Here is a 25678-nt window from a genome sequence, read left to right on the forward strand (position 1 = left end):
GTTGATTTTTAATGAAGATCACTTCCGCCTTGTGTCGGCACGGTTCTCGCGATGACTCTTGTATCCCATCAGGAGTCATTCATGTTCAACAGCATCACGTCACTTCCTCCGCCTTTGTTCCCCTTGAGCCTCACGAACCACGCGGCCATTCGCATGCAGCAGCGCGGTATCAGCAGGGCAGCATTGCAGGCGGTCCTGGACTTTGGGCGCCGCATACATGCCAAAGGGCTGACCTTCTATGTGGTGGGGCGCAAGGAAGTGGCTCTTTATGCCGATCGTGGTGTGAACCTGGCCAATTTCGAGGGGCTGCAGGTGCTGGTCGCGGCTGACGGGGCGGTAGTCACCACATACCGCAGCCGCGATCTGCATGCCATCAAGGTGCAGGCACGCGGTCGCCCTTCCAAACAGCATCACTAAATTTCATCCAACAAAAGGAGTCCTCCATGGGCTGGGCCAGTTACCAAGAAGACAACGAGAGTCGTTTTCACCAAGCAACCATTATTCGCAACAAGGAACACGAAGCCATGAAATCCGCACCGTCAGATTCAGCGAAAACCACGCCAGCCGCAACCCGGCTTAAAGCCTTTGCCGCACCGCAGGCACGTCCGCTGCCCGTTATCGTGCTGGCCGATGTGAGCGGCAGCATGAGTGAAAACGGCAAGATCGATGCCCTGAATGTGGCCCTGAAGGAGATGATTCTCAGTTTTGGCAAGGAGTCTGGTCTTCGCGCCGAGATTCAGGTCGGCTTGATTACCTTTGGCGGGCGTGAAGCACACGAGCACCTGCCGCTGGTAGCAGCGAAAGTTATCGGCGGTGTGGAAGCGTTCAAGGCCAATGGGGGTACGCCGATGGGCTCGGCTTTTGCGCTTGCGCGCAAGCTGCTCGAAGACAAGGAGCAGATTCCGTCACGCGCCTACCGGCCGGTCTTGATCCTCGTCTCAGATGGTGCACCGACCGATGCCTGGGAGGCACCCCTGGCAGACCTGAAGGCCAGCGAGCGGGGCCAGAAAGCCACGCGCTTTGCCATGGCCATTGGCGCCGATGCCGATCTGGACATGCTGGCCCAGTTCCCCAATGACAGAGAAGCCCCCGTGTTTAAAACCCACGAAGCACGAGACATCGGGCGCTTTTTTCGCGCCGTCACGATGAGTGTGGTGTCTCGCTCCACCAGTGCCGCGCCGGATCAGCCGGTGACGCTGGATATGGAGGATGGCTTGACGGACGATCTCGATCTGGACACGCTGTAAGTGTTGCGTGCTGCAGGGGCGTGTGTCACCGGGCCGGCCCACCTGAGCGACGGGCAAGACGGGCAGGACGCCCTTGCGCTGCGGGGATGGCGTGGCGGCTGGATCGCGGCGGTGGCCGATGGTTTGGGGTCACGCACCAACAGCAGGACAGGTGCCCGGCTGGCCGTGCAGGCTGCCCAGCAGGTCGCTCGGCAGTTGCCATTACAGGCAGGCGCCTGGCGCGACGTACCAGCTCGGGAAGTGGCTACTCGCATCTATCGTCGCTGGCTGGCCACTGTGCCCTGGACGGAAAAATCAAGCGCGGCCACGACGCTGCTACTGCTGGCCTGTGATGCGCAAGGATACGCGCGCATCTGGCAGATCGGCGATGGCCTGGTGCTGTGCCGCCTCCGGGGGGAAGTGCAGGTGATCACACCGGAGCGCACGGGGTTTGGCAACCAGACCCGGGCGCTGGGGGTCCAGCGTGCCTGGTCGGACTGGAACACAGCCAGCTTCAGGCTGGAAAAACCGGATGACCTGGTGATGCTGATGACCGATGGCGTGGCTGATGATTTGCCAGCGCCAACGCTGGACGGTTTTACCGCCGTGGTGCATCGCGAGCTGGCGCAGCGCAGCCGGCGCCAGGCTCGCCGGTGGCTGACGCACGAGCTGACACATTGGGCCACGCCGCAGCACGCCGATGACAAAACGGTGGCCGTGGTATTCAAGGATAAATAAATTCTCATGAACACAAGCAATAACAAAAATCAGGGCAGCGCGGTCAAGAAACAACGCGTGCAGGACGACCGGGGCACGGTGTACGAATTGAGTGAAAAGCTGGCAGAAGGCGGGCAAGGTGTCGTTTTGCGTACCCGACACGACAGCCGCCTGCTCGTCAAAGTCAGCAAATGGCCTGACAGCGATCCACGCACCCAGGCCTGGCAGCGCCAGATCCAAGTGGTGCATCGCATGCCCATTGTTGAAAATGAACTGCCCATTGCCATGCCCATGGCACTCATCGTCAAGCCGCGAGCGGGTTATGTGATGGAGTTGATGGAAGGCTTGGTGCCTTTGGAAGATCTTTTGATCCAGGCGCAGGAGGCTTTTAACCAAGGCAACGGCTTGCAGGGCTTCGTGGCATCGGGCGGGCTGGACCGCAGGCTGAGACTGCTGGCACGCCTTGCCAGAGTGATGGCCAAAGTGCATGGACTGGCCATTGCCCATGGGGATCTTTCCCCAAAAAACGTATTTGTCTCCAGTTCCCATGAGCATGCCCAGGTGTGGCTGATTGACTGCGACAACCTGAGCTACGCGGTGCGCAACAGCAGCTTGCAGCTCTACACCCCCGACTACGGTGCGCCTGAACTCCTGCGGGGAGAAGCGGGCATCAGCACCTACACCGATGTCTGGAGCTTTGCAGTGATGGCCTTTCAATTGCTGGCGGCGCTTCACCCCCTCAAGGGTGGCGAAATGGTGGATCAGGACAGCGAGCTGGAGACGCCGGCATTGCGAGGTGAACTGCCCTGGGTGGATCATCCGGACGATGAACGCAACCGGGCCTCCATGGGCGTTTCTCGCGATCTGGTTTGCACCCCGGCGCTTCAGCAGTTGTTTGACCGCTGTTTTCGTGTCGGTCTGATCAACGCTGAAGAGCGTCCCGTGATGTCCGAATGGGCCGAGGTGCTCGAAGCTGCCGCTGCGCAGCAGGTGCTTTGCAGTACGGCCAGTGAGGGCTGTGGCAGCACTTTCCTGTGGAACGCAGCGCTGGTTTGCCCGTTCTGCGACACCCGGCATGCAGCCGGCACGGCTCTGCGCCTGAGCCACTTTGTGGTGGCGCCGCTCAGCGAGCTGGGTGAGGATGCCAAGCCGCCAGATCGCTGGATACCAACTTATTTCCATCAGGTCATTGCACTGCAGCCAGTCGAGCTGAGGGCGGCTCCTCCGGGAACCGCAAATTATTCAGAGAGCGAACTTGTCGCAACAGTCTGGATCGATGGTGATGAATTGGTGATGCGGCCTGCCAGCGGTGCCAATGTGCTGTTTCAGGCGTCTGGCAGTTCCAAGCTCGTGCCTGTGCCCAGACGTTTCTCACTGCCACGCAATTCGGTTCCGCATGCCTTGCATTTCGGCGGGTCAGCACACATTCATGACGCCTGGCGTTTCAAGTGGTGAGATACGCATGAAACTTCAGGAAACTCCTTTCATGCTCAAGGACCTGCTCGGCGCCCGCGTGACGGCCAGGGATTTCGACCCGACCCAGTGGCAAGTCGGCCAGGAAGTGGTGCTGCGGCTGCGACAGGACGAATTGCTGCTACGGCAAAACGATCAGGTGACGGCCCTGGCACTGACATCGGAGTCTGGATCGATGGACTTTCATGCCCAGAACCTCGATGCCTTGTGGCTGCTGGTGCGTGTCAAGCCCGGCATGGTCTGGCTTCAATGCCTGGTGCCGATGCAGACCTGCCAGTGCGAGCCTGGCTTGGACTTCGGTGCGGATCAACGCACGGCAGACAGCCTGCATCAGCAGCAGCTCATCGGGCAGCCCGACATCGCCGAAGCAATGCGCTGGCTGATGGAGGAATTTGTCTGCACGACAGAAGATGGCTCGTCCAGCCGCGTGTTCATGGCCATCCATGCTCGGCAGGATCAGCGGCAGATGCAATTGGTCGGGCGCCGTTACGTGGTGGACTTGAAGCGCGATGCCGAGCAGGCGCTCTGGGTGGAGCGCATTGCTAAGCGTCGACGTGAAAGTGACGAACCTTTTGCCCTGCTCAACGGCCATAACCGATTCGTCGATGCCAGCCAGGGCATGCAGGCGCAAACCGGTGCGCAGCGGGCAATACTCGATGCAGCAGTCAACAGTTTCGGCACTTATTTGGAACTATGGCATCTCTACGGCCAGAAAGAATGGGACAAGGATGTGCAGCGAGCATCCGAGCTCAAGGCGTTGCGCTACAGCGCCTGCCAGCCTGCCAGCGAGGAAGGCGGCGGATGGCGGCTGAGCGTGCAGCGTGATGAATTGAAAGAGTTTTCCCAGCGTTGGCGCACTCTGGCTGGTGATGATGACCAGCTTGAAATCGATGAAGACGCGCCGGACTGGAGCAGCGAGCATTACACCGATCTGAGTGTGCGCGACAAGCGGCGCCTGTTTCGCGGCAAACCGCAGTGGCGTGCCGAGCACCTGATTCTGGAGGGAGAATCCGGAACACGACCGCCACAGGCTGGGTACGTGTACCTGTCGCTGGCGGGAAACCGCACGCAGCAGGAACGGCGCCAGCATGCACGGCGCGCCATCGAGGCCGGGCTGGGCGTACCGGCCCTGCGCAATCTTCTGCAGGACTTGCCCACGCCAACCCAGCGCCCATCTCGTCTTCCGGGACTCACTGTCTACGCACGCCAGAGTTTTAAGAGCGGCCGTGCCACGGACAAGCAGGAAGAAGCGATCCGCGTGGCGCTGAACACACCGGACGTCGCGCTGATCATCGGCCCGCCAGGCACGGGCAAGACCCAGGTGATCGCGGCACTGGAGCGAAGACTCGCTGAACTCAATGAGGGTCAGGTGATTGCGCAAGAAGTGCTAATTTCCAGCTTTCAGCATGATGCCGTCGAAAACGCGTTGGACCGCACCGATGTCTACGGTCTGCCAGCGGTGAAAGTAGGGCGATCGAGCCGACAAGAAGGAGTCGACCCAGTACAGGCGTGGTGTCACAAACACGAGGTGATTCTCGATAAACGCCTCGATGAACTTAGTAGCCAGGAGCCCACGCAGGCCCTTTTGCAGCAATTGGGCAAACTGCTCAACAGTCTGCTGATCCTGGGCACGCCTTCATCTCGGCGCGAGGAATCCTTTCTGGCCTTGGAAGGCTTGCTGGCCCGACTCGCGACCGAGGCCCGCATCCGGCCATCATCGCGCTGGCAGACGGACTGGGAGGCATACCGCGAGCATGCAGCCGACCAGCCGACCAGCGGTCACGACCTGATGCCGGGGCGGCGCAGGCAGTTGACGCGCCTGGTGCGCGGATTGCGCACCCTGGCGAGCTCGTTCGAAGACGATGGGCCGCAGCGCGCCCGCATTGCACTGGGGCTGCTCCAGGAAGTGCCTGGCCTGCTGACCCAGCAAGACAAGGCGCTGCTGCAACGTGCCTCCAGCCTGAACGCCGTGGAGCCAACACTGCTGGCAGAACTTGCCGTCCTGCGTGACCAGTTGCTCGATCGGCTGCGCCCTGACTCGCGTTCTGCGACTGTTCGTTCGCAGTTCGACGCATCAACTCTCGCGCTGCTGCAACGCTTGCACACAGAACTGGCTGACAAGGTGGCGGCCACGCGCCACCATCAGTACGGGGTACTGGAACGCTACCGAGATGCCTTTCGTTCCCACCCAGGCTGGGTGCGCAAGGCGATCGAAAACTACAGCAGCATCGTGGGGGCCACCTGCCAGCAGTCAGCCAGCCGCCAGATGAGCGAGCTGAAAAATACGGCTGGCGACTCCATGGCCGGCATGCAGTTCACCAGCGTGGTGATCGACGAGGCGGCCAGGGCCAATCCACTGGATCTGTTTATTCCGATGGCTTTGGCCAAGCGACGCATCGTGCTGGTGGGGGACCACCGCCAGCTCCCGCACCTGCTCGATACGGACATCGAGGAAGACATCCGTGCCGAGCGGGGCGATCAGGTGCACAGCAACACCTACAAGGACAGCTTGTTTGAGCGCCTGTGGCGCCAGTTCAAGCAGCGCGAAGCGGCCGATGGTTTTTCGCGTGTGGTGATGCTCGACACCCAGTTTCGCATGCATCCCAGGCTGGGAGATTTCGTCAGTCAGCAGTTCTACGAGAACGCCGGCTTGGGCAAAGTGCACTCTGGGCGCAAAGCCGAAGACTTCATCGCAGAAGTACCTGGCTTTGGCGGGGCCGTGTGTGCCTGGAGGGATGTGTCTGCAGAGGCAGGCCGCGAGGAGTCTCATGGCACCAGCCGGCGCCGCCGGCCAGAGGCGAAGCAGGTCGCCCGGGAGGTCCAGCGCCTACTGACGGTATTGCAGCAGGACATGAGCGTGGGGGTTATCACCTTTTATGCAGCCCAGCGCGACTGCATTTTCGAGGAACTCGCTGGGCTTGGCATCTCCGAAAAAGGGGAGGGTGGCTGGCGGGTGCGTCCCGAGCATGCGGCCAATGTGCAGTGCGCCGAGCGGCTGCGCATCGGCACGGTGGATGCCTTCCAGGGCAAGGAGTTCGATGTGGTGGTGCTGTCAGTGGTACGCAGCAATCCACTGCCTCTGGGCTTGCGTGAAGAGGCGGACAGCGAAGAGGCTTATGAAAAGCCAGCCAGCCGCAAGTACGGCCACCTGCGCACCTCGAATCGCCTGAACGTGGCCATGAGCCGCCAGCGTCGGCTGCTGGTGGCTGTGGGTGATCAGGCCATGTTCAGCGGCAAGGCGGCCTGCCAGGCCGTCCCCGAAATGAACGCCTTTCTGGAACTTTGCCAACAGGAGGCTCAGCATGTCAGCGCCTGAGCGTTATTTGCGCTGGAACGGGCGTTCCCCACGTGGAAAGAAGCTGCCCCTGCTCTGGCCGGTGCTGGTCTGGACGGTGCTGGCACCGCAGGCATCGTTGCGTCTGAATGTCTTTCAGGAAGCCATCCTGGGTTTGCTGCATGCAGGCGAACGCGACCTGAATCGGCTGGCAAGCCTGCTGGAGTTGGCGCCGGAATTGGTGGCCTACATCATCGCCAAGGAACTGCAGCCAATGCGTTTTGTGGATTCGCGGCAGCACGTTACCCCGGAAGGCGTGAAGTTGCTCAAGGGCGAGACTGGCCGCGAACCGCGTTTGACCTTGCAGTATGCATTTCAAGACGCCGTGTTTGGCCAATGGCTTCCCCGCCTGAGTACAAACTTGCCAGAGGTGATGCCGCGCGAGGGCGGCAGGGCCGAGCGCCCGGAGTTTATGTTCAACCGTGACAGCGGCTGGGTGGATCGGCCATTCCTGCTGCCTCGCAGAGATTGGGCGGGCCCACCTGAGAAGAAACTGGTGCTGCAAGCCTGGCGGCAATGCCAGCGGGCACAGGCGCAATCCAGCCAGGACGATACCGGCTTCGTGGCGGATTTCAGCAGCGAGGACATCGATTTCGTCGGTGACCAGCCGATGCAGGCTAGGGTCTGGTGCGACCTGTATATCAATCCGGATGACCCGCAGCCCTGGCTGGTCAGCGACCCATGGCATTTAACTGGGGCTGCAAAATGGTTGCGCGAGCCTTTGCAAAAGGAATTGCCCAGGTTTGCACAGCTGGCCGAGCGCATTGGAAAGCTTTTGCCTGAAGTCGGCGCCAGCGATAAGGAGACCGAACTTCAGGTTGAGCTAAAGCTGGCCGCGATGCCCCACCTGACCAAGCCCGAGCATGCACTTCTGCGTGAGCATTTGGGCCGTGTGATGCGTCAACGTGGCCGGCTGGAGCAGCAGGAGAGGACTCACCAGGAAGAACTGAACAGCCTGGCGCAGGAATGCGCATCGTTGCTGGAGGCCATTGTGAAATGGTTGCTGGAGCGCTGGCCGGTGGATGCCAGTGACTGGCCCCGTACGCATTGGAGCCGCCAACACGGGAGCGAGTTGTTGAGCCAGTTGCCTTTGCGGGCTGATTTGAGCCGCCAAGTGATCGCCATCTTGTGTGGTCAAGAAGCCAAAGTGGTCCGGCTGGCGGTGATGCTCAAAGACCGCCCTTTCAAGGCTCTGCTGTTCGGCGCCTTGCTGTGTACGCATGAGCATGCCGACCACCCCTTGCGCCACCTTCCGGCAAACAGCCTCCAATGGGATCGGGTGCTTGAATTGGTGGACAAGCGCAACAAGGGCAGCCACGCCAGCGGCCAGAGCATGGAGCGCCACGAAATGCTTGAATGGGCGGACTTCACCCTGGCATGGCACGAGCAATTCAAACCTTATTTCTAATAAAAAAGCTAAATATCACACCTCATGGCAAAAAAGAATAAACCGAATTATCCGAACCAAAAAGCTTACGCTGCGGGTACGACACCCGCACCTGCATCTTCATCTGCGCCGAGTGGGTTGTTCGGGCGAATGTTTGCGACGGTTAAACAGGCCGCCCCTGTGCTGAAAATGGATGCGCCACATTGGGATGAAGATCAGGTCAAGGATTTATGGGGAAAACTGCCCACACCAGAGCAGCTTCGGTTCCAGGTCTTTACTGATCAGTTCACACAACTTGGAACTCAGATGAAGGAAGCGCATGAGCGCTTCGTCGCTGCGGAATCGGATTTCAACGCGCAGCAGCAGGCTGGGGACGCCAAACTGGCGCAGGAAATTTCCCGACTTGGCGCCGAACACCAAGCGATCAGCGATGGCCATGCTGCGTTGAGTGCAGAGCGTGAACACTTGCGCACCACCCAGGCAGCGTTGGAGAACGAGCGAGCCGGACTGCAGCAACACCGTCTGGCCATCACCCGCCAGGAAGAACACCTTACCGTTCGGGAGGCCGAACTGCGTGGTGGCCTGGTGGCCGAGCGTGAGCAGTCGCTCGCAGAGCTGCGCAAGCAGGTGTCCGATCTGGAAACGCTGAGAAACCGCCTTCCTGCCGACATGGACAAGGAGCGCCAGACATTGCTGGCCCAAGCCCGGCTGGATGCACAAGCCTTGATGGCCAGTGCCGAGCAACATGCCGCCACGCTGCACGGACGGGAAATCAGGCTCAATACGCTGGAGCTGGAGCTGGACAAGCGCAATGAGCGCCAGCAGATGAACGAGGAGTTGCTCCAGGTAAGGTGCGCGTCGCTCACCAAGGAGATTGAGGAAGGCTTTCAACGCCAATTGGATGACAAAGAGGAACAACTCCAGCGCAGGCTCAAGGATCTGGACAAGCTGCACAACAGGATAGACCAGCAGCAGTCAGAACTCGATGGCTTGGAGAGTCTGCGTGATCAGGTGGGAGACGATCCGCAGCGCATGCTGGATGAACTTGATGCCTTGCGGCAGGACAAGCGCGCTCTGGATCGGGAAGTGCAGGCACTGCGCGCCAATCGCTCGGAAGATGACGCCAATGAACTGCGCAGCCAGCGTGACCGGCTTCAAGAGCGGCTGACGAAAGATGAAAATGAACTGTTCGATTTACGTCATCGCGAGTCGGTGTGGCGCAGCAGTGTCACAGAACAGCAAGACTGGCAAAAGGCACGCAAGGTCTTAGAAAAAAATCGGGAACTGCTGCACGATGTCGTTGATCGCTTGCAGAGCGATGTGGATGGAATGCTCAGCAAGCAAAAGGAAAATACTGTATTTCCTGAACTGACCCGCATGGACCTGGAACTCATCAAGCCGGTTCACACCGATCCAGTGCCAGAGCTGAAGCACCTCGTGGGCGATTTGCAAGCGCGCATTCTGTATGCCGAGCCGGGCAAAGAGTTGCACTTTCGCAAGGAGGAGTTGCAGCTCTTCGTGGGCGGCCTGGCCATGAGCCAGCTGCACATTTTTCAGGGTATCAGCGGCACTGGAAAGACCAGCTTGGCGACGGCCTTTGCCAAGGCGGTGGGCGGGGAATGCACGATTGTGCCGGTGCAGGCGGGCTGGCGTGAGCGCGCCGACCTGCTGGGCCACTTCAACTCTTTCGAGAAGCGCTACTACGAGCGCAACACGCTGCAAGCCCTCTACCGCGCACAGACCGAAGCTGATCAGGATCGCCTTCACATCGTGCTGCTGGACGAGATGAACCTGTCGCGACCCGAGCAATATTTTGCCGAGTTCCTCTCGGCGATGGAACTGAGCGAGCGGGATCGCTGGATCAACCTGATGGAGGCACGACCTGCACATGGTGCACCGACCAAGCTGAGAAATGGACGCGACATCTTGCTTCCGCCCAATCTCTGGTTCATTGGCACGGCCAACCACGATGAAACCACTAATGCATTTGCCGATAAGACGCATGACCGGGCCTTTGTGCTGGAATTGCCCAAGCAGGACACCGTGAAAGAAAAGATCGCCAAGCCGCAGTCGCGTGCGAGCTGGAGCTTTGAGAGCCTGAACCGGCAGTTCAACAAGGCTCGCGATAAATACAAGGATCAGATTGCCGAGCTACAGACGCTCATCAACCAAAGCAGCCTGACTACTTTGCTCAGCGAAACATTCAGACTGGGCTGGGGCAATCGGCTGGAGTCGCAGATGCAGCGCTTCGTGCCGGTGGTGTTGGAAGCGGGCGGCTCTGAAGCGCTGGCCGTGGACCATCTGCTGGCCAGCCGCATGTTTCGCGATGGCAAGGTGATCGGCCGGCATGACGTGGATGCAAACAAACTGCATCAGGTGGAAGATGCACTGAGAGTGATGTGGGAGGACTGCGAGCTCACGGGCGAACCCACCCGTTGCCTGGCCGCACTCGAAAGCGACATCGAGCGCCTGGACTCGGGCAGATGAAGGTCTTTGACCGCTATGTCGGCGCCGATGTGGAGTTGCCTGCCGAAGTGGATCCCGGGCGCTACCGCTTGCTTGCACCGGTGTGTCTTAACGGGACCCTCCTATTGCAGGCGGGTGAAGTGTTGTGGAGCGACGGCGGCAGCCGCTGCCTGCTGACGGAAAGTCTGTCCGATGAGCAGGTCCGCAGTTTCAGGACTTCTCCCGCTGAGCAGGACGGGCAGACGCCTGGTTCTGTCATTGACGCGGCCGTGCTGGCTGTGGCCGAGCAAGTGGAATCGATGAACCCGGGGGACAGTCTGCCATCGCCAGTGATGCCAACGAAGCTGGGAGAGTTGGCGCAGATGTACCCCTTGGAGCGACTGCTGGAAACAACCCTGTCGGCAGGACATCTGCAAACCATCGCCAAGCGCCCGCGCATGGACATGCGTTACGACACCGAAATGCTGCCCGTGTCCCGCGTCCAGCGGATGGCGGTGGATGCGGTGACGCGTCTGGCCTCGCATTCCGAGGACTGGATCCGCCGCGAGATCACGGGCGTCGTGCCAGGACGGCTCAAGGCGGAGATCAGCCAGGACGAACTGGTAATTTATGAGAACATTGTCTTCGCTCGACTGCTTGATCGTCTTCGTAAAACGCTGCGCAAGCGTCTGCGCGATCTCGATGCCTTATTGTCCAAGCAGGCTGAAGCTGGAAAGCTGGAGAATGCCCAGCACTTTGACCACCGTCTAAGGCATGACTTGTGTGAACTCTGGGGTCGGTCTTTTGCCGATCAACCTGGAGCCGGCAAATCGGTGCATGTCACGCGCGACCAAATCAGCGCACTTTTGGGCAAGGTGACGCAGCTTCAGCGAAGCACGGTAGTTCAGGCAATTCCCCCGATGCAGCAGGTGCCGCTGTCTTTGCGCAGCACCAATATTTTGCAGCATGACCCCCATTACCGCCATCTGCGGCCTTTGTGGTTGCTCGCCCATTCCACCTTGCTTCAGCAAGCACGCAGCCCGCAAGACTGGCTCAACGATCAGCGGCAACGGGCTCAACGCTACAGCGCTTATACCGGGTTGCTGGTTCGCCATGCCTTGCATGCCAGCAAGATGGTTGATCCGCAGGGTGAAGGGGCATCCTGGCGCTTCGGCCCATCGACACTGACACTGCGCAGCGAGCGCGGGGACTGGATCTTGCAACTGCGCACCGGTACGGGGTCAGTTGAGCAGCTGACCGTGGTACCTGCTTGGCGTGGTTGCCGTGACTGGGAGGGTCAAAAGCTTGATCGCTGTGTGTTGTTTTGCCATCCAGACGAGACGGAGGCAGATGACAGCGCAACAGGCAGCGACAGTGTGCTCAATCCGTTGCAGTTCTATGGTGTTGAGCGTGTGCGGCAGGCGATCGAGCGATGGCTGCTGGCTCAACTGCTGATTCGGTATCCGTTCCACGTCAAGAATGTGCCAGCAGCCTTAGCCAACGATTGCAAAAATGCTGCGCCTAATTTCATCAAGGTTGACGGGCGATCACTCAGCATCATCGGCGCACCAGACGCGCAAGTCAGAGCGAAACTGGAAGAGTTCATGCGTGCCGGCAAGACCAGCCAGGAAACCACTCATGCAATCACTAATGCGCTGGATCAGGCCAAACTGCTGGCCAAATGCCGGCTTTGTGGTCAATCCGTAGCACCCAGTGACTTTAAAAAATCTGCACATGGATTCAAGGCCAGTTGTGGCTGTGGTCACACCTGGACGTTTCAGCGATCAGGCGATGGTACCCTGCAGGCAGCGTACCGGCTTGGCGCTCAACAGCGTCCGTTTTCTGAGATCGGGAGTCGAGAACTTTTGATTGGGCCGGCTTCTTTTGCGCAACTTCCTCCACAGTCCACACAGAAAAAGCAGTGGGTTTCGTAGAGGCCGTCAGGCCTGAATGAAAAGGCCGTGCAGACGAAGGAGTTCGTTTCCATCGACGCCAAGCCGAGCAGCATAGCGTTCATTGAGCCGCGTCAGCATCGACAGGACAATCTCTCCGCGCAATTCGTCCGGGCGCAACGCCGTGAGTCGGTAGACCAGGTCGGCGAATTTCCTGGCCTGCTCATCCAATCCGCCTGTTTTGCCGTCTACGGTGGCCAGGCTGCGCGCGATCGCAACCCAAAAGCACGTGGCCCATACTTCGAGAAAGTCATCCGGAACTTGCTCCAGGCTTGCGTCGAGCTGGAACGCTCGGGCCAACGGCCGGGATTGTCCGAAAAAGGTGAAAAGCAGGATGCCGATCAGCCGCATCCATCCCTCATCGCCATCGGCAGGAAGTATCTGGTGCTTGTGCAGGCCTTTGCGGTCCTTGGCCAGTGTGCGCTCGCTGCGAGACGTGCCCGCACCGGCGATGACTGACAACAGGATGCGCAGTTTCAGCGCCTGGGCGGACCCCAAGCCTTGGGAATCCGCCAGCTTTTTGCAAAGTTCGGTGAACTTCATGACCGACCTTGCGTAATCCTGCGGCGTGTCTGTCTTTCGGATTTGCTTTTTCTCCGGTTCGCGTTCAGCGTCGGGTTCGGGGATGCTCTTGGATCCGATCATGGGGGTGGTGGATGCAGGCAACGAAGCCAGTTGGTCCTCATCGCCTTCGCGGTCGGTCTGGCTCTTGTCTGTCAAGGACGTCTCCAGCGCCTGGTTGTCTTCCGTTTTGTCGAAGAACACCTCTTGGTGTGACTTCAGCAGGCGGTTCAGGAAGATTCGGGCGGCACTTAGCTCGCTGCCACCAAGCGAACTCCGGGTCACCTTGAACTCGTCGGCGTGAGCCCGGCGGCCAGCGATGAACAGGTCGTACGCAACCGCTGCGGTGGAGGCAGGAAGGTCTTCTTCCTTGGGCTTGTGTCGAGCCATGCTTCGTGCCGTGGCGGTATCCAGGCTCTCTTCAACTGGACGAGCGTCGTTGCGCTCGGCGCGCTCTGCCGCTTCCAGCGTATCGATGACGTCCAATAACCAGAGTCCTTCGTCCTCTTCCCCGTCCAGGTCTTGCAACGCTCGCTCGGTTGGTCCCCGCCGAACCTCACGCGCGGCTTGCTGCAACTGGTCGGCCCAATTTATGACAGCCAAGCCGGATATCGTTCCGTCCAGTCGATGCACTGCGGCGAACCGCGGCGGGTGAGAGAAAGCGCCGAGCCGAAAGCGCTTGGGCACGGTGCCAGTGCTGCCTGGAAGGGCCAAAAGTGCAATGGCAAGCGGCTGACCATCGATGTCGAAGAGCTGCAGCAGGGAAGGCTCGACGTCAGCATCCTGATCCTTGGTGGGCCACCAGAAGAGCGTCATCTGGTCCAGTTCGAAGCGCCCAGGATTGAGGCGCTCACCTTCGTCGAGCGCGATCTCATTTGTCATAACGCACTGGCAGTTGGCCAGTTCGTCAGAGGACATTGCTTGCGCCGACATCGCAGCTTGCAGACCGAGGGACTCGATCATGGAGCCGGCCGGAAGGAGCTGGTACAGGCTGGCCTCCTCGTTGGTCCCCGCAAACGTTGAGTTGCCCATGGCGGCCACGGTGCAGTTGGCGCTGCCAGCGAGCACGTGGTCCGCGTCGGCCGTCTGCGCGATGATGATCTTGGCATGGACAAACCGGTCCTTGGCGGGTTTCACCCCGGCGCTTGCAAGGTCGATGACACGCAAGCCCGGGATGCGTCCGGCTTGGGGCCCAGGGAACAATTGCATGTCTTTCTGGATGAGCGTGATGACCGATTCGGGCTGCAGAATACCGACGAGATGGTCGAGCGCCTGAAGCGTGGAGTCCCAATAGGGACTGACAACGATGAGCTGCTTTACACGGGCTGGCCCGATGGCCTCGGCGAAGCGGGTGGCAATTCCCGCTCCAGAGCCTGTGGAGAAGAACCGGGGCGTTGCAGGACCGTCGGCATGGGGGCGGTTGAGCGCAGTCTTCAACCAGTGCGCGCGATCAAGGGTCCAGCTTATCTGGCGTTCGATGCCCGACTGTGCCCGGTCGGCATGCCGCAGCACGAAGCGCCAGGCAGCCACGAGGGCCGCTTGCTCTGGCGATTCGCTCTCGTCACAAATGATTTCGCTCGTCACCTCTAGGTTGCCGGAAAGACCCGCGGCGGTCATGTTGGCGGAACCGATGACAAGTCGGCCCTGCGTCCGGCCGATTTGCAGCAGGATTTTCGGGTGGTAGACCCCCGATCCCTCGGGACGAACTCCCGTCAGGCTGTAGAAGCGACCAGCCAAGCGAGGCAGTGCCACAGGGTTCTCAAGGGCCAGCGCGAGCATCCTGTGGTCGGCCAGCAGGAGGTTGTTCGTGCACCCATTCCCACGCAGGCGCGCAAGGGCCACGTTTTCGTACGTATCGAAGTCGATACCGAATGTGGTGACGACGCTGGTGTGATAACCCCGAGCCGCAAATGCCTCATACAGCTTCATTGGATGAGTCGACGCCCAAGGTCCGTGATGCTTTTTGAGTCCAGCAGGTGAATGTCTTTCAGGAAGTCGATCGAGGTGTCCAGGCGCGGCGTGGTCTGCACCGGGCCGTCCTTGCGGCGCAGGCGAACACGGCCCTCATCGGTCTCGACAAGGAAGGTGTATTCGCCTTGGTACCGCAGCTTGCGCAGCGCGACCCACAGGTGCCGGTGCAGCACTCGGTCGCGAATCAGACTGGCAACGACTTCTTTGAAAGGGCGCTGTGCAACGCTGTCGAGGAAGGCCATCTCGGTATGGATGGAGCGTGCGCCATCGTTGTCGGACTTCGCGGTTTGAGTTACGAACCCAGCGCTGTCGGCTTTCGCCCGTTGGCTCAGGACAACCAGCAGTTCCAGGCTGTTCAATGCATCACCTGCCTGGACGCTTGCATTCGGGCGTGCTGAACGGAGCAGCCGCTCGAGGCGGTGGTATTCGGTGGCTGGTTCGCTGGAACTTCCCCATCCGACGGCTGACGCCGTGCCTGTGGTGAACTGGGCCCAGCTGTCTACAGGTGCTTGCCGTTCATCGGCAATGCGTTGCGTCGCCTCCGCGATCAACTCGCGCATTGACAGGCCGATGGGATACCCCTCGAGGATGTCAAGCGTGTATTTGAGCAGCGACTCCAGGCACATGTGGCACAGGTCGTCGAGCTGGTACAGCCACCAGCGGTCTCGATGGGCGCGCAAGGCAGGGTCGTGCAGTTGCAATGGCTGCCCATCGGCGAGCTGGCCAGTGTAGAGGCTCCATCGCACATCGGTCGAAGTCGGACAGGAGCCCATCTGGTTGGCCAGCTGCAGCAGCAGGATCAGCGTCATCTTCCGGTTCTGGTCACCGGCCGGCGTGTTTGCCATGCGGCAAAACAACAGATCCTCGTAAGCGGCGCGTTCCTGGCTGTCCGGCGGGATCGCTGACGGGGCCAGCGGGGCCAGTCGTGTCAGCTCCTCGTGTGTGACGCTGCCGCGCGTCAGAACGTCGAAGAAGGTTTCTCCCAGCTCGGCTCGTGCGTCACCGAAGAGCCGTGCCAGTCGATCGCCTGAGGCCTCGCTCGGCACCGGCACCGGGTGTCCATCGGCCTTGGTGAGCACCCCGGTGGCGACCAGCTGGCTGTAATAGGCACCCCCATACGCGCCCCATTCCTGCCTCAGGTACGGATTGGGAGCCATGGGATCTGCACCGGCGGCAAAGTCGACGGTACCTGTCGGTTGATTCAGTGCGACATGGGCCCAGTTGGTGCCAGCCACGCCCCTTTCCCCAGTCTTTTTTTGAGCCACGAGTGCGTACAGCAACTCGGCCCGCCTAACATGCCACTTCCATGTCTCGATGTTTCCGACGCCCACCTGGCGGGCGTAGCGGTCCGACAGCCAGGCGTACAGGCCGTAGTAACGCATTCGCAGCGTCACATTACTGATGCCCGGGACCAGATCCTGGTACTTCGATACGCTGGCGTTCTGCATGCCCAGCGGGTCAACGCCATTCTTCACGGTCGAATCGGTCCATTCAGGAGGCAGGCTGCGGGCGTTCACGTGTTCATGGTCTATGTGGGGAGTCGGTTTGTATCACCGTGTAAAAGTATACGTGGCGTCGAAGCTTTCGCGCACCGGAATCTTCGGCAAATGAGGTCGAAGTCTTAACGCATTCCGGGCAAGTGGTTGGCCCGTGTACGGAGGAATTCATGTGGAAGGTCGTCACGCATGTTGGCTCCGATGCGCTTTTGATCCAGGTGCCGGCATTGCACTGTCTTCGGACATCACCTTGCAATCCCAATGCAGGCAACGGTTTGCCTAGCCATGCATGGGTCAACGAGTACGGCACCTGGGTCAATTCCTGGGTAGCCGCACCAAGGGTTTGATGGAAGGGTTTTGGCGCTGAGTTAAAACGCATGAAGGTCGGCATCGGACCATTCGGTATAGAGCAAACGCTCGACATCAAGCATCGTCACCGGGTACTTTTCCAGCATTTCACCCAGATGGCGCCTTTCCATCAGATCGACCCCGTTGAGTACGGCGCTTTCATGCGCCTGGACGTTGAAATGCTGGTTCGTCAAGCCGACTTTCTTGAAGGTGACGCCTGGATGGCGGCGGCGGTAAAAAGCTTCGCCGGCCACCACTTCCTTGACCGTGTCCCAGTTCAAACTTCGATCGTCCGCAGCTGAGGTCTTGGTCTGAACCAGTTCGCCCAGGTTCCCGCGGATGCCCACCACATCCACGCCGTTGTCGCTCGATCCAGGCGTGCAATAGACGGTTTCGAAGCCGCGTTTACACAGCAAAGCGGCAGCCAGGCCCTCGAAATGGCGCCAGTCCATGCGCAAGGCCAGGTCCAGGGTCACGCGCTCATCGATCGAGCCGACGTCCGCATCCGGAATAACGTCCTCGATCTTGAACTCCGCCAGCGAGATGTCCGGCGAGCCGTTGAGCATGTCGCCGGCGAGCGAGCGCTTTCTCTCGAGCAACTGGTCGAGCTTGACGTCAAAGGTGGTGAAGTCCTGAGCCGCGACCACCGGGCAGTAGACGTAGACGTCCCTGGTCTGGCCGATGCGCCAGGCCCGGTCGGATGCCTGGTCTTCTTTGGCCGGGTTCCAGGTGCGTGTGTAATGGACCACATGGTTGGCGGCCTGGATGTTCACGCCAAAGCCGACCGCAACCGGTGACAAGATGATGACGCCGAAGCCCGGCTTTGCCTGAAAGGCCTTGATGCGCTTTTGACGACTTGCCGAGTGGCTGGCAGACGCCGAGGTATCGCCGTTGATGATGTCGGCCTGCAAGGCGAACACCTCTTCGATATAGTGCTGCAGCAAGCGCTGGATGTTGCGAAACTCGCAAAAGATGATGGCTTTTTCGCCCTGAGACTGAATCAGTCCGAGCTGATTGAGCAGCCAGTCGAGCTTGGGCGCTGAGGCACGGTATTGCGAGATGGGCTCGGGCTTGAAGATACTCAAGCCATGACGCCTCGGGTCAGTGCAGACCAGCCGCAGGTAGTGCAGCAGCCCAAGGTGATTCTTAAAGGGTGTGCGAAACGAGGGATCGGCCCGTTTCTTGAAGTCGCCAATCGCCTTGGCGTACAAGTTCCTCTGCGTGGATGAAAGCGGCAAGCGCCTGCAAGTGTCGACCACGATTTTCCTGGGCAGGTTCTTGGCCACCTCCAGCTTGGTGCGCCGCAGGATCTGCGGCTCGATCAGGCTGCGCAACTCCTCGATGCGTGTCTGGCCTTCCTTGTCACGTGCATCGATCTCGATGGGACGCCGGTACTTGCGACCAAAGTCGTTGAGCGCACCGAGCAGGCCAGGTTGTACAAAATCAAAGAGACACCACAAATCAGCCAGCGTGTTCTCGACCGGCGTGCCGGTGCATGCAATCTTGAACTGGGCATTTTGCTTCTTGGCAGCGCGCGTGACCATGGCGGCCGGGTTCTTGATGCGCTGGGCCTCGTCGCAAACCATCAGCGACCAGTGCTGCGTAGCGAACGAGAATTCCAGGTCGCGCAAGGTTTCGTAGGTGGTCAGTACCAGTTGGGCATTGCCCACCCAGTCGGGCTTGAGGAAGCGGACCAGGCCGTCTTCGTTCCTGAGCCGCTCCTCAATGCTTTCCCGCGGTACGCGAAGGGGTGAGAGCGCATCGCCATAGGCGGTCAGGATGCGCAGGGCTCCAGGAAAGAACTTGTGGGCTTCTTCGAGCCAGTTCTCCAGCAAGGAAACCGGTGCGATCACCAGCATGGGCGCTGCATTGGAATCGCTTTCTACGATGGACACCATCAGCGATAAAAGCTGCAGCGTCTTTCCCAGTCCCATGTCATCGGCCAGCACCATGCCTCGAACCTGAAATGTGTGCCGCAAGCTGTAGAGGTGCTGCAGCTTGGCCACGCCTTCTTCCTGGTGCCCGAGCAGACGGTGGTCCTTGCTCAGGGAGTTCGAAATCGTGGGTTCGCCCAGCGCGACGATCATGGCCTGCCGCCGTTTTTCCTCGTAATCGACCGTCTCGATGTTGGCGCGCAGCATCAAGGTCTTGCGTGCGGACGGCTTGGTCGCCCCTTTGCGGTCCGGGTCGAATTTTCCTTTTTTGACGTCTTCCAGAACTTCATCGAAGGTTTGGGTGATTCTCTGGGCTTCTGCCAGTGGCATTGGTTTGGGAAGCCAGGGCAGCTCCACCGCGCTCTTGCCTGCGGCTTGGGCTTTTTGCGTCTGGTCTCGCAGTTCTTCCAGGGCATGGTTGTTCACGGGAACCGTCACTGCTTCATGCTCGCCTTCAGGGGTGAAGGCGATGACCGGAAAGACGTTCTCTGGGAACCAGCTGTCCTCTTCCTTTTTCTTGGCAATGTAGGGCGAGTAGTAGGGTGGCTCGACGCCAATGCCTTCGACACGAGAGGAATAATGGGACAGGTCATGCACCTGTGCATGGGTCACCAGCAGGCGGGGCTCGGTGCGTTGCGCCAGGGCCTGCTTGAGCGCATGGAGGTGGTCGGGCGTGTCGCCCAGGATTTCGAGTTCGCTGCCTTGCCAGAATGCCAGCTGAAGGCCGCGGCTGATCGCCTGCTCCACGCTGGCGATGAAGGCCCTCAGTTCTGCGTCGTCCAGATACTGCGTGTTCGAGCCGGTGGGACCACTGGAGGACGCCGACTCGATGAGGATGCCGACCTTCTGCGCAAAGCCTGCACCATCACGCTCGATGACAGGGGTGAAGCGCTCGAATTCGAGCCCCGCATCTTCGCGGGCCTGCTCGAATTGCGCTTCGTCGATGACCTCGCTGGCCGCTTCACCAAGGGTTGCGAACGGATTGAGCAAAAAGGCCTGTGCACGGGAGCCGGCCACGCGGCGCGCCGGAAACCGTTTGATCTGCTGCAGGACCGTCTTGACCTGCGGGGAGAGAACGATCTGCACCAGGCCGCCGTCGTCCATGGGCAGGTCGTAGCGGTCCAGGGTGGTGTCAAACCGGTCGAACTGCTCCAGCCAGTTGGGCGGAGCCCCTTCGAATCCGGGGATCACTTCGACCACGGTGTCTTTGCCCGTGGCGTCGGACTTGCGAAAGGCCATTTTCAGCCGCTCTGGCGTCAGCACGACGGTCTTGACCAGGAAGTCGCTCATGTGAGCGCTCGCAGCCAGCGCTGATCTGCGGATTTGGCCCCAGGCCTGACGCTGCCGATGATCGGTGTGGTCTTCAGGAAAGCGCTCGGCGAACGCCACCACGCGCTTGAACAGATCCCACTGCGGCGCACTCATCAGCTCTGCCTTGCCATTGAGTTGCAGCACGGGGCCGACATGATGGGGCGACACCGCCTTGCCACTGGCATCCCGCCAGGCACCCAGCGAGATCGAAAAATCGCTGTCGGTCAACGCATGGCGGCTGCTCAGGGTCGGACGCAGGCCGGTGGTCGCCGGTAAATCGAGGGCTTGCGACAACTCCGCATAGCCGGGCAGGTCCATCGCCTCGTAAAGCGAGTCCCAGGCCAGGAAATAGCGGCCGTGCTCATCCTCCTGGGTCAGTCCGTCATCCGAAAGCTGGGTCATCAAGCCAGTCAGCGTGGGGAAAGACAAGGAATGATCGCCAGCACGCTTGTCCCGATGGACATGAATGCCCGAGGCATCCAGGCTGCGCAGCCAACCGGGCGCTTGAGCTGCCTGTGGGGCAGGCGCCTTCTTGAAGAGTGACAGGATATTCATTCGATTTTTTTCCACCAGCCCTTGCCGATGGTGAATTTGAAACCCCAGTTCGTCAGCAGCTCCCGGATATGCGGTATGTGGGCCGGCGCCATCACCCAGAGGGCGCCACCTCTGTCGGAGCGGTCCTGCACCGAGGCCCCGATTCGCATGCAGACTTCACGCAGGTTGTCCATGGTGAAAGGCAGATCGGGGGCAAAAGGGGCAGACTGATCAGTGGCGAAGGCCGGAGCCGTCGATTTTGGAACTGGAGCTGGTGTTGTGAAGGTGCGTGGCATGGGCCGCGTTGAGGCAGCAGGAGCCAAGGTGCGTGCGGCGAAGAGCGGTGTCTGCGGTGATTTGGGATGCGGCGGCGCTGGCGCATCATTCCATTGACGTTCAACCACGACCCGCTGCGGCGATGTCACCCCGGGGCGGATGTTGAACTTCGTCCTCAACTCGTCCTGGAAGCGACCTTCCCAGCCATTGAAGCCTAAAACATTGTCCTGATGACGCAGATAAAGTGCTCTGGAGCTGTTTTTTAAGGAATTTTGACCATTGACAGGCGTGCGTACCGGCTGCGTCAGATCAAACGGCATGCGGTTTTTCACGTTGTAGCCGTAAAAGGCATTCGACGCCCCGCTGAACTCCACTGCGACCAAATCGCCCATCGTCATGATGAACGCGTTGTTGGCGGCGATGTTGTCTTGTAAGGGGACGATCAGTCCCTTGAGCTTGTCCCTGAGCTCGACAAAGTCGCGCTCCCGTGAGTACATCGCGTGAGGACCCAGTGCGAAGTGGATTTCCTCAATGGCAGGCACGTATTTGGCCCAGAATTTCACGCGTCGGGTATCGCTCAGCCCATCCTGGGCGAGCTTGGTGAAAAACAGTTCAATGAACTCCAGCTTGAGCCAGTTCGACACCATCTGGCGCGCAGCCGTTTGCACGCCGCCCCAGCGGTCCTGGTTGGAAGGCAACCAGGGGTTGCCCCAACAGGTGACCGCATAGTCCCTTAGGGACGGGTGTTGGGGGGGCTGTGGAATCAGGGCATAACGGTCAAGAAGGATTTGCAGGCCACGGTCGCGCAAAACCTCATTGCCGCCGAGCAGGCGCAACAATCCGCTCACGGCAGCATGGAATGCCTGATCGCCCAGTTGCGTTGCTTGACGGATCTGCGCGATGATGAGCTCGCGCGTGAACCACGAGCCGTCGCTGATGCCCAGCAGCTTGCGGATGTCACCGACAAGGTCGCTGTTGCCTGCCAGCAAGTCTGGGCCATAAGCAGCGCAGGGCTCCTCGGTGAAGAGGCCCGTGTTCGACAAGGTACAGCTCACCCAGTCCGGATTCAGGCTGGCATCGCGAATGCTGGCTGCGTTGCTGTTCAAATAATCACGCAGCTGGCGCCAGTTCACCTTTCCAACGTCGGGCGTGCTCCGGCCCATGCCGTCGTAGTCGAAGTAGCTGCGCACCAGTCCTTGAAAACATTTTCGGTACTGTCTCGGCGCACCCTGCCAGGCATCGACGGCATCAAGCGCGGATCCGAACAGGCGCTTGTCTTCCATCAGGCTGCGCCGGTCATCCCAGGGTGTCACCGCCAGGCCAAAGGCCACCAGGCGGGCCTCGCGCAAGGTTTCGACGTGTCCTGTCTTCCAGAAGCGGCGAACCGCCTCGATCTGCAGGTCCTTGGGTTCGTCGTTTCGTCCTCCGGACTTGACCTGCTTTTCCAATGCCAGGAGCACCTTGTCAATGTCGTCGCTGGCACGCACATCCACCGGCGAGTTGAGCGCCGCTTGGTTCAGCATCGAGGAAAAGAGGTTGAGCAGGTCCATCAGATGGCGCATGCCCCGAAGTTGCCTGAGGTGGCAGGAGACGCAATCGGTTTTTCCTCGACGCCAAGGAATTCCAGACGCATTTCGACGCGCCGGCTTTCCTCTGCCGTGTCCTTGGAGGAATTGAAGGCAAAGCCGCCCACCAGGAACACATCGCGCACGGCATCTTTCTGAGCCTCAGTCAACGCATCAGCGCCGCTGGTGGTGAACATGGCGCACAGGACACGCTGGCTGCGCATCAGGCTGAGGTTGAGATTGCCCAGGTAGGTGCCGGCACGGTCCGTGTAGCCTTCGACGACAACGCGCTTGAGTACGCGTTTGCAGCTCGGTGTCTGCGCCATCGAAAGCAGTTCGGGAACGAAGCGGCGCAAGACCGCCTCCTGCTCCGGCGCCAGCACCGAGCTGCCAAAAGCGAAGCGCGCCCGGTCGCCGAAGTCGATTACGCGGCGGTCGAGATCAACCTTCACCCCCTTGTGCCGCTCGGCCGCGGTGACAGCCTGCGCCATGCAATTGTCCACGTCTTTCTTGTGCTGAGCCTCGAGCGCTTCCCGCGCAGAAACGGTACGGGTCACCGCCAGCAGCGCCACGGCCATCACCACCAGGAACAACACCATCAGTGCCGTCATCAGGTCGGCAAAGGAAATCCAGAAGGGTTTTTCGGCTTCGCCCTGCGAGCCTCGCCGGGTGCGAGCGCGTGAGCCGATCATGCGATGGCTTTCTTCTTGGGCGTTGCGGTCACCAGCACGTCATCGAGCTCCTTGATGGAGCTGCCGAGCATGCCGACAGCGGCCGAGAGCTTCTGCTGGAACTCATGGTTAGCTTTGCCCAGGCTGGTGGTGACGGAAACGCGAAACTCCTCATGGGCCTTGGCCAGCACGGTCGCGACGCCCATCATGAATTTTTCAGTCTCAAAATGAGCCGAGGCAAGCTTGTCGCTGGCCTGCTCAATGCGCTGCAGAACGTTCGACGTGATGCTGACGTCTGACTTGGCGTTGTTCACCAAACCATTGAGTTCTGCCACCATCGCGGCGACCGCTTCGCGGTGCGATCGGTAGTCCTGGATGCCTTGTTGCAGCGCCGTGGAGGAGGCCGTCAGATGTGTTGTCAGGTCCGACAGCTGTCCGGTAACGCTGGACACCTGGTGGATGGTGCCGGCGGCCTTGTCACTGGCCGCGGCAAAGTTTCGCGCGGCCGAGTTGACCTGGTCGGCGCCATCGCTGAGTCGGGAAATGGCCGAAGTCGTCGTCGTGGTCAGTGCGGCCACGCTCTCCTGCATCCGGGCGGAAGCCTGGGCGATCTGCTGGACGAGACTTTCCACCGAGCCCACCATGGCGCTGACGAGTTCCTGGGTTTTTTGGGCGTTTTGCTCTTCTCGCTGGCGTCCGGACTCCAATGCAGATTGTTGGGCGCCCTGAAACTCCTGCAGCATGCTTCCTACCTGCCCGCCAAGGGCCTGCATGGTGGATCGAACGCCGGCGTCGGTAGCGGCCTGGCTCCTGGAGAGCAGCTGGCCCACCTCGTCAACGAATGTCTGGCTGCGCGCAGCAAGCGCGGCCACGGCCGACTCGGTCTTGCTGGCATTGTCTGCCTCGCGTTGCTGGCCGGTGGCCAGAGCGGCCTGCTGCGCCGCCTGGAACTGGTTGAGCATGTCGCCCACCTGGTCTCCGATGGCCTGGAGCGTGCTTTGCACCTTGGTACCGGTCTCGTTTTGGGAACTTGAAACCACTGCCTTGATTTGCTCGACGAATTCGCGCGTGCGCTCGTTGATGCTGTCTTGGCGCTGCTCCATTTTTTCGATTGATTCGGCCATTCGACGGGCCATCTCGTCGCTGGAGTTCTGCACGCCGGCAGATGTCGCCGTATGGCTTTGCTCGATGGCCAGCTTGAGTTCAGCCACCAGTTGCTGGGTCGACTGCGTGATGGCCGCTTGCCTGGCTTCCATGTCGCTCAAGGCCCTGGCCATTTGTTCGCCCATCGAAGCGCTCGAACTGCGGCCGGCTTCCTGCAGGTTGGCGACCAGCTCGTTGAGCTTGGTGACGGCATTTTGCATGGTCTCGGCCGTTTTATGGTTGAGTTCGTTGATGCCATTGATCTGACCGCCGAAGAGGTCGTTGAGCTTCTGGCTGAAGCTCACCATCACGTCCTGGAGCATCTTGATGGCAGTCGCCGACTGATCGCCCGATGCCTGCTTGACGGCCGCCTTGATTTCTTCAAGGGGCCCGGACAGTCCATTGGTGATGGCGCCTGAGATCGTGTCGGCCATGGCCGTGGTGTTGTCCCGCGAGGCTTCAATCTGGTTGTGCGATGCTTCGCTCATCCGCTCCTGAAAGGAGCCCGCCAGCCGCTCGAGCATCTTGGACTGTTTGTCGCTCAACTCGTGAAGGATGGGCGTGAGGTCCTTGATTAATTCGCCCTTGAGCTGCTTGAGTTGGGTGGCCGATTCCTCGGTGTAGGACGCGGTCTGCTCCAGGAATTTTTCCGCGGAAGCGGCTGCAAACTTATCGTCAAGCAACTGGGCAATGTAGTCGACCTTGGCGTAAAGGGAGTTGAGCAGCAGCTTTTCAAGAAAGGTCGCCAGCATGGCCAAGCTGATGGCCGCTGCCGAGATGAGAAATGCATCGCCCACAGAGTGCATGAGCGATTCAAGGCTTTTTTGCGCTGTTTGCGCGACCGAGTCCTGGGTGGCGGCATCTCCGCCTTGCGTCAAGGCACTCACCTTGAAGTTGCGCAGGCCCTCGATCAGGCCAAGAAATGTCCCGATGATCCCCAGGCCCGTAAAGATGCCCGGCACGTGCTTGAAAAACTCGGCGTGCACCCGGGATTCCACCACCAGTTGCCCGTTCCAGAAATTCTCGGCCGCCACCGTGGAGCGCCACTGCGGCGCCACCACGCCGCCCGATGTGGGCATGGCGTCGTACAGCGTCTTGCGGTATTCATTCCAGAGGTGCGCCAAGTGAGCGTCTTTCTCGAACACCTGCGACAGCTGGTCGGGATTGCGCTCGTCCTTGAGGGCAGGGCTTCGCAAGGTCCGCAGTAACTCAGACAGTCTTCTCCCATGCTTGAAGGCGGGAACGAGAAAGTAGATGACGAAGGACAGTGCCAGCAGGAGCACTAATGCGCCTGAAATCAAAAGGTGCGGCGCAATGGAGGGCATGAGGTGAGA

General features: G+C 60.2%; 14 protein-coding genes. 8 read left to right on the forward strand and 6 right to left on the reverse strand.

All coding sequences use genetic code 11. From position 1 onward, the window contains the following. Positions 1 to 81 precede the first annotated feature (81 nt). The 8 genes from PNAP_RS21145 (at position 82) to PNAP_RS21180 (ending at position 12516) form a co-directional block, all read left to right on the forward strand. Positions 82 to 417 (forward strand): DUF4258 domain-containing protein, encoded by a 336-nt coding sequence (locus PNAP_RS21145; protein WP_011797910.1) that lies wholly within the window; start codon positions 82 to 84, stop codon positions 415 to 417. A 107-nt stretch (positions 418 to 524) separates the two neighbouring features. Further along, the gene (locus PNAP_RS21150; RefSeq protein ID WP_011797911.1) at positions 525 to 1247 is read left to right on the forward strand and encodes a vWA domain-containing protein; all 723 of its coding nucleotides are present in this window, start codon (positions 525 to 527) and stop codon (positions 1245 to 1247) included. Beyond that, positions 1248 to 1964, forward strand: a complete 717-nt coding sequence (locus tag PNAP_RS25215) for a PP2C family serine/threonine-protein phosphatase (RefSeq protein WP_157040460.1) — start codon at positions 1248 to 1250, stop codon at positions 1962 to 1964. Positions 1965 to 1970: 6 nt separating this feature from the next. Next, the gene (locus PNAP_RS21160) at positions 1971 to 3398 is read left to right on the forward strand and encodes a protein kinase domain-containing protein (protein WP_011797913.1); all 1428 of its coding nucleotides are present in this window, start codon (positions 1971 to 1973) and stop codon (positions 3396 to 3398) included. A gap of 7 nt (positions 3399 to 3405) precedes the next feature. After that, a complete protein-coding gene (locus tag PNAP_RS21165; protein ID WP_011797914.1) occupies positions 3406 to 6732 on the forward strand; it encodes a DEAD/DEAH box helicase in 3327 nt (1108 codons plus the stop codon). Further along, a complete protein-coding gene (locus PNAP_RS21170) occupies positions 6719 to 8158 on the forward strand; it encodes a hypothetical protein (RefSeq protein ID WP_011797915.1) in 1440 nt (479 codons plus the stop codon). The genes PNAP_RS21165 and PNAP_RS21170 overlap by 14 nt, the downstream gene beginning before the upstream one ends. A gap of 24 nt (positions 8159 to 8182) precedes the next feature. Then, a complete protein-coding gene (locus PNAP_RS21175) occupies positions 8183 to 10624 on the forward strand; it encodes an AAA family ATPase (protein ID WP_157040462.1) in 2442 nt (813 codons plus the stop codon). Next, positions 10621 to 12516 carry a hypothetical protein gene (locus tag PNAP_RS21180; RefSeq protein WP_011797917.1) on the forward strand — a complete coding sequence of 632 codons (1896 nt, stop codon included), beginning with the start codon at positions 10621 to 10623 and terminating at the stop codon, positions 12514 to 12516. The genes PNAP_RS21175 and PNAP_RS21180 overlap by 4 nt, the downstream gene beginning before the upstream one ends. A gap of 6 nt (positions 12517 to 12522) precedes the next feature. Here the strand turns inward: PNAP_RS21180 and PNAP_RS21185 are convergent, their stop codons facing one another. The 6 genes from PNAP_RS21185 to zorA all read right to left on the reverse strand — a co-directional run bounded on the left by PNAP_RS21185 (position 12523) and on the right by zorA (position 25540). Continuing rightward, the gene (locus PNAP_RS21185; RefSeq protein ID WP_011797918.1) at positions 12523 to 15024 is read right to left on the reverse strand and encodes a phospholipase D-like domain-containing protein; all 2502 of its coding nucleotides are present in this window, start codon (positions 15022 to 15024) and stop codon (positions 12523 to 12525) included. Then, entirely contained in the window at positions 15021 to 16583 is a 1563-nt protein-coding gene (locus PNAP_RS21190) for a hypothetical protein (protein ID WP_011797919.1), read from the reverse strand. Before PNAP_RS21190 ends, PNAP_RS21185 begins: the two co-directional genes overlap by 4 nt. A 347-nt stretch (positions 16584 to 16930) precedes the next feature. Then, positions 16931 to 20710 carry an SNF2-related protein gene (locus PNAP_RS21195; RefSeq protein WP_011797920.1) on the reverse strand — a complete coding sequence of 1260 codons (3780 nt, stop codon included), beginning with the start codon at positions 20708 to 20710 and terminating at the stop codon, positions 16931 to 16933. After that, positions 20707 to 22527 (reverse strand): EH signature domain-containing protein, encoded by a 1821-nt coding sequence (locus PNAP_RS21200; RefSeq protein WP_041377541.1) that lies wholly within the window; start codon positions 22525 to 22527, stop codon positions 20707 to 20709. Before PNAP_RS21200 ends, PNAP_RS21195 begins: the two co-directional genes overlap by 4 nt. Continuing rightward, on the reverse strand, positions 22515 to 23222 hold the full coding sequence (locus PNAP_RS21205) for an OmpA/MotB family protein (protein WP_011797922.1): 708 nt from the start codon (positions 23220 to 23222) through the stop codon (positions 22515 to 22517). Before PNAP_RS21205 ends, PNAP_RS21200 begins: the two co-directional genes overlap by 13 nt. Beyond that, entirely contained in the window at positions 23219 to 25540 is a 2322-nt protein-coding gene (zorA, locus tag PNAP_RS25220; protein ID WP_198140733.1) for an anti-phage ZorAB system protein ZorA, read from the reverse strand. Before zorA ends, PNAP_RS21205 begins: the two co-directional genes overlap by 4 nt. Positions 25541 to 25678 lie beyond the last annotated feature (138 nt).

Origin of the sequence: Polaromonas naphthalenivorans CJ2 (assembly GCF_000015505.1) — a bacterium.
Classification (GTDB): domain Bacteria; phylum Pseudomonadota; class Gammaproteobacteria; order Burkholderiales; family Burkholderiaceae_C; genus Polaromonas; species Polaromonas naphthalenivorans.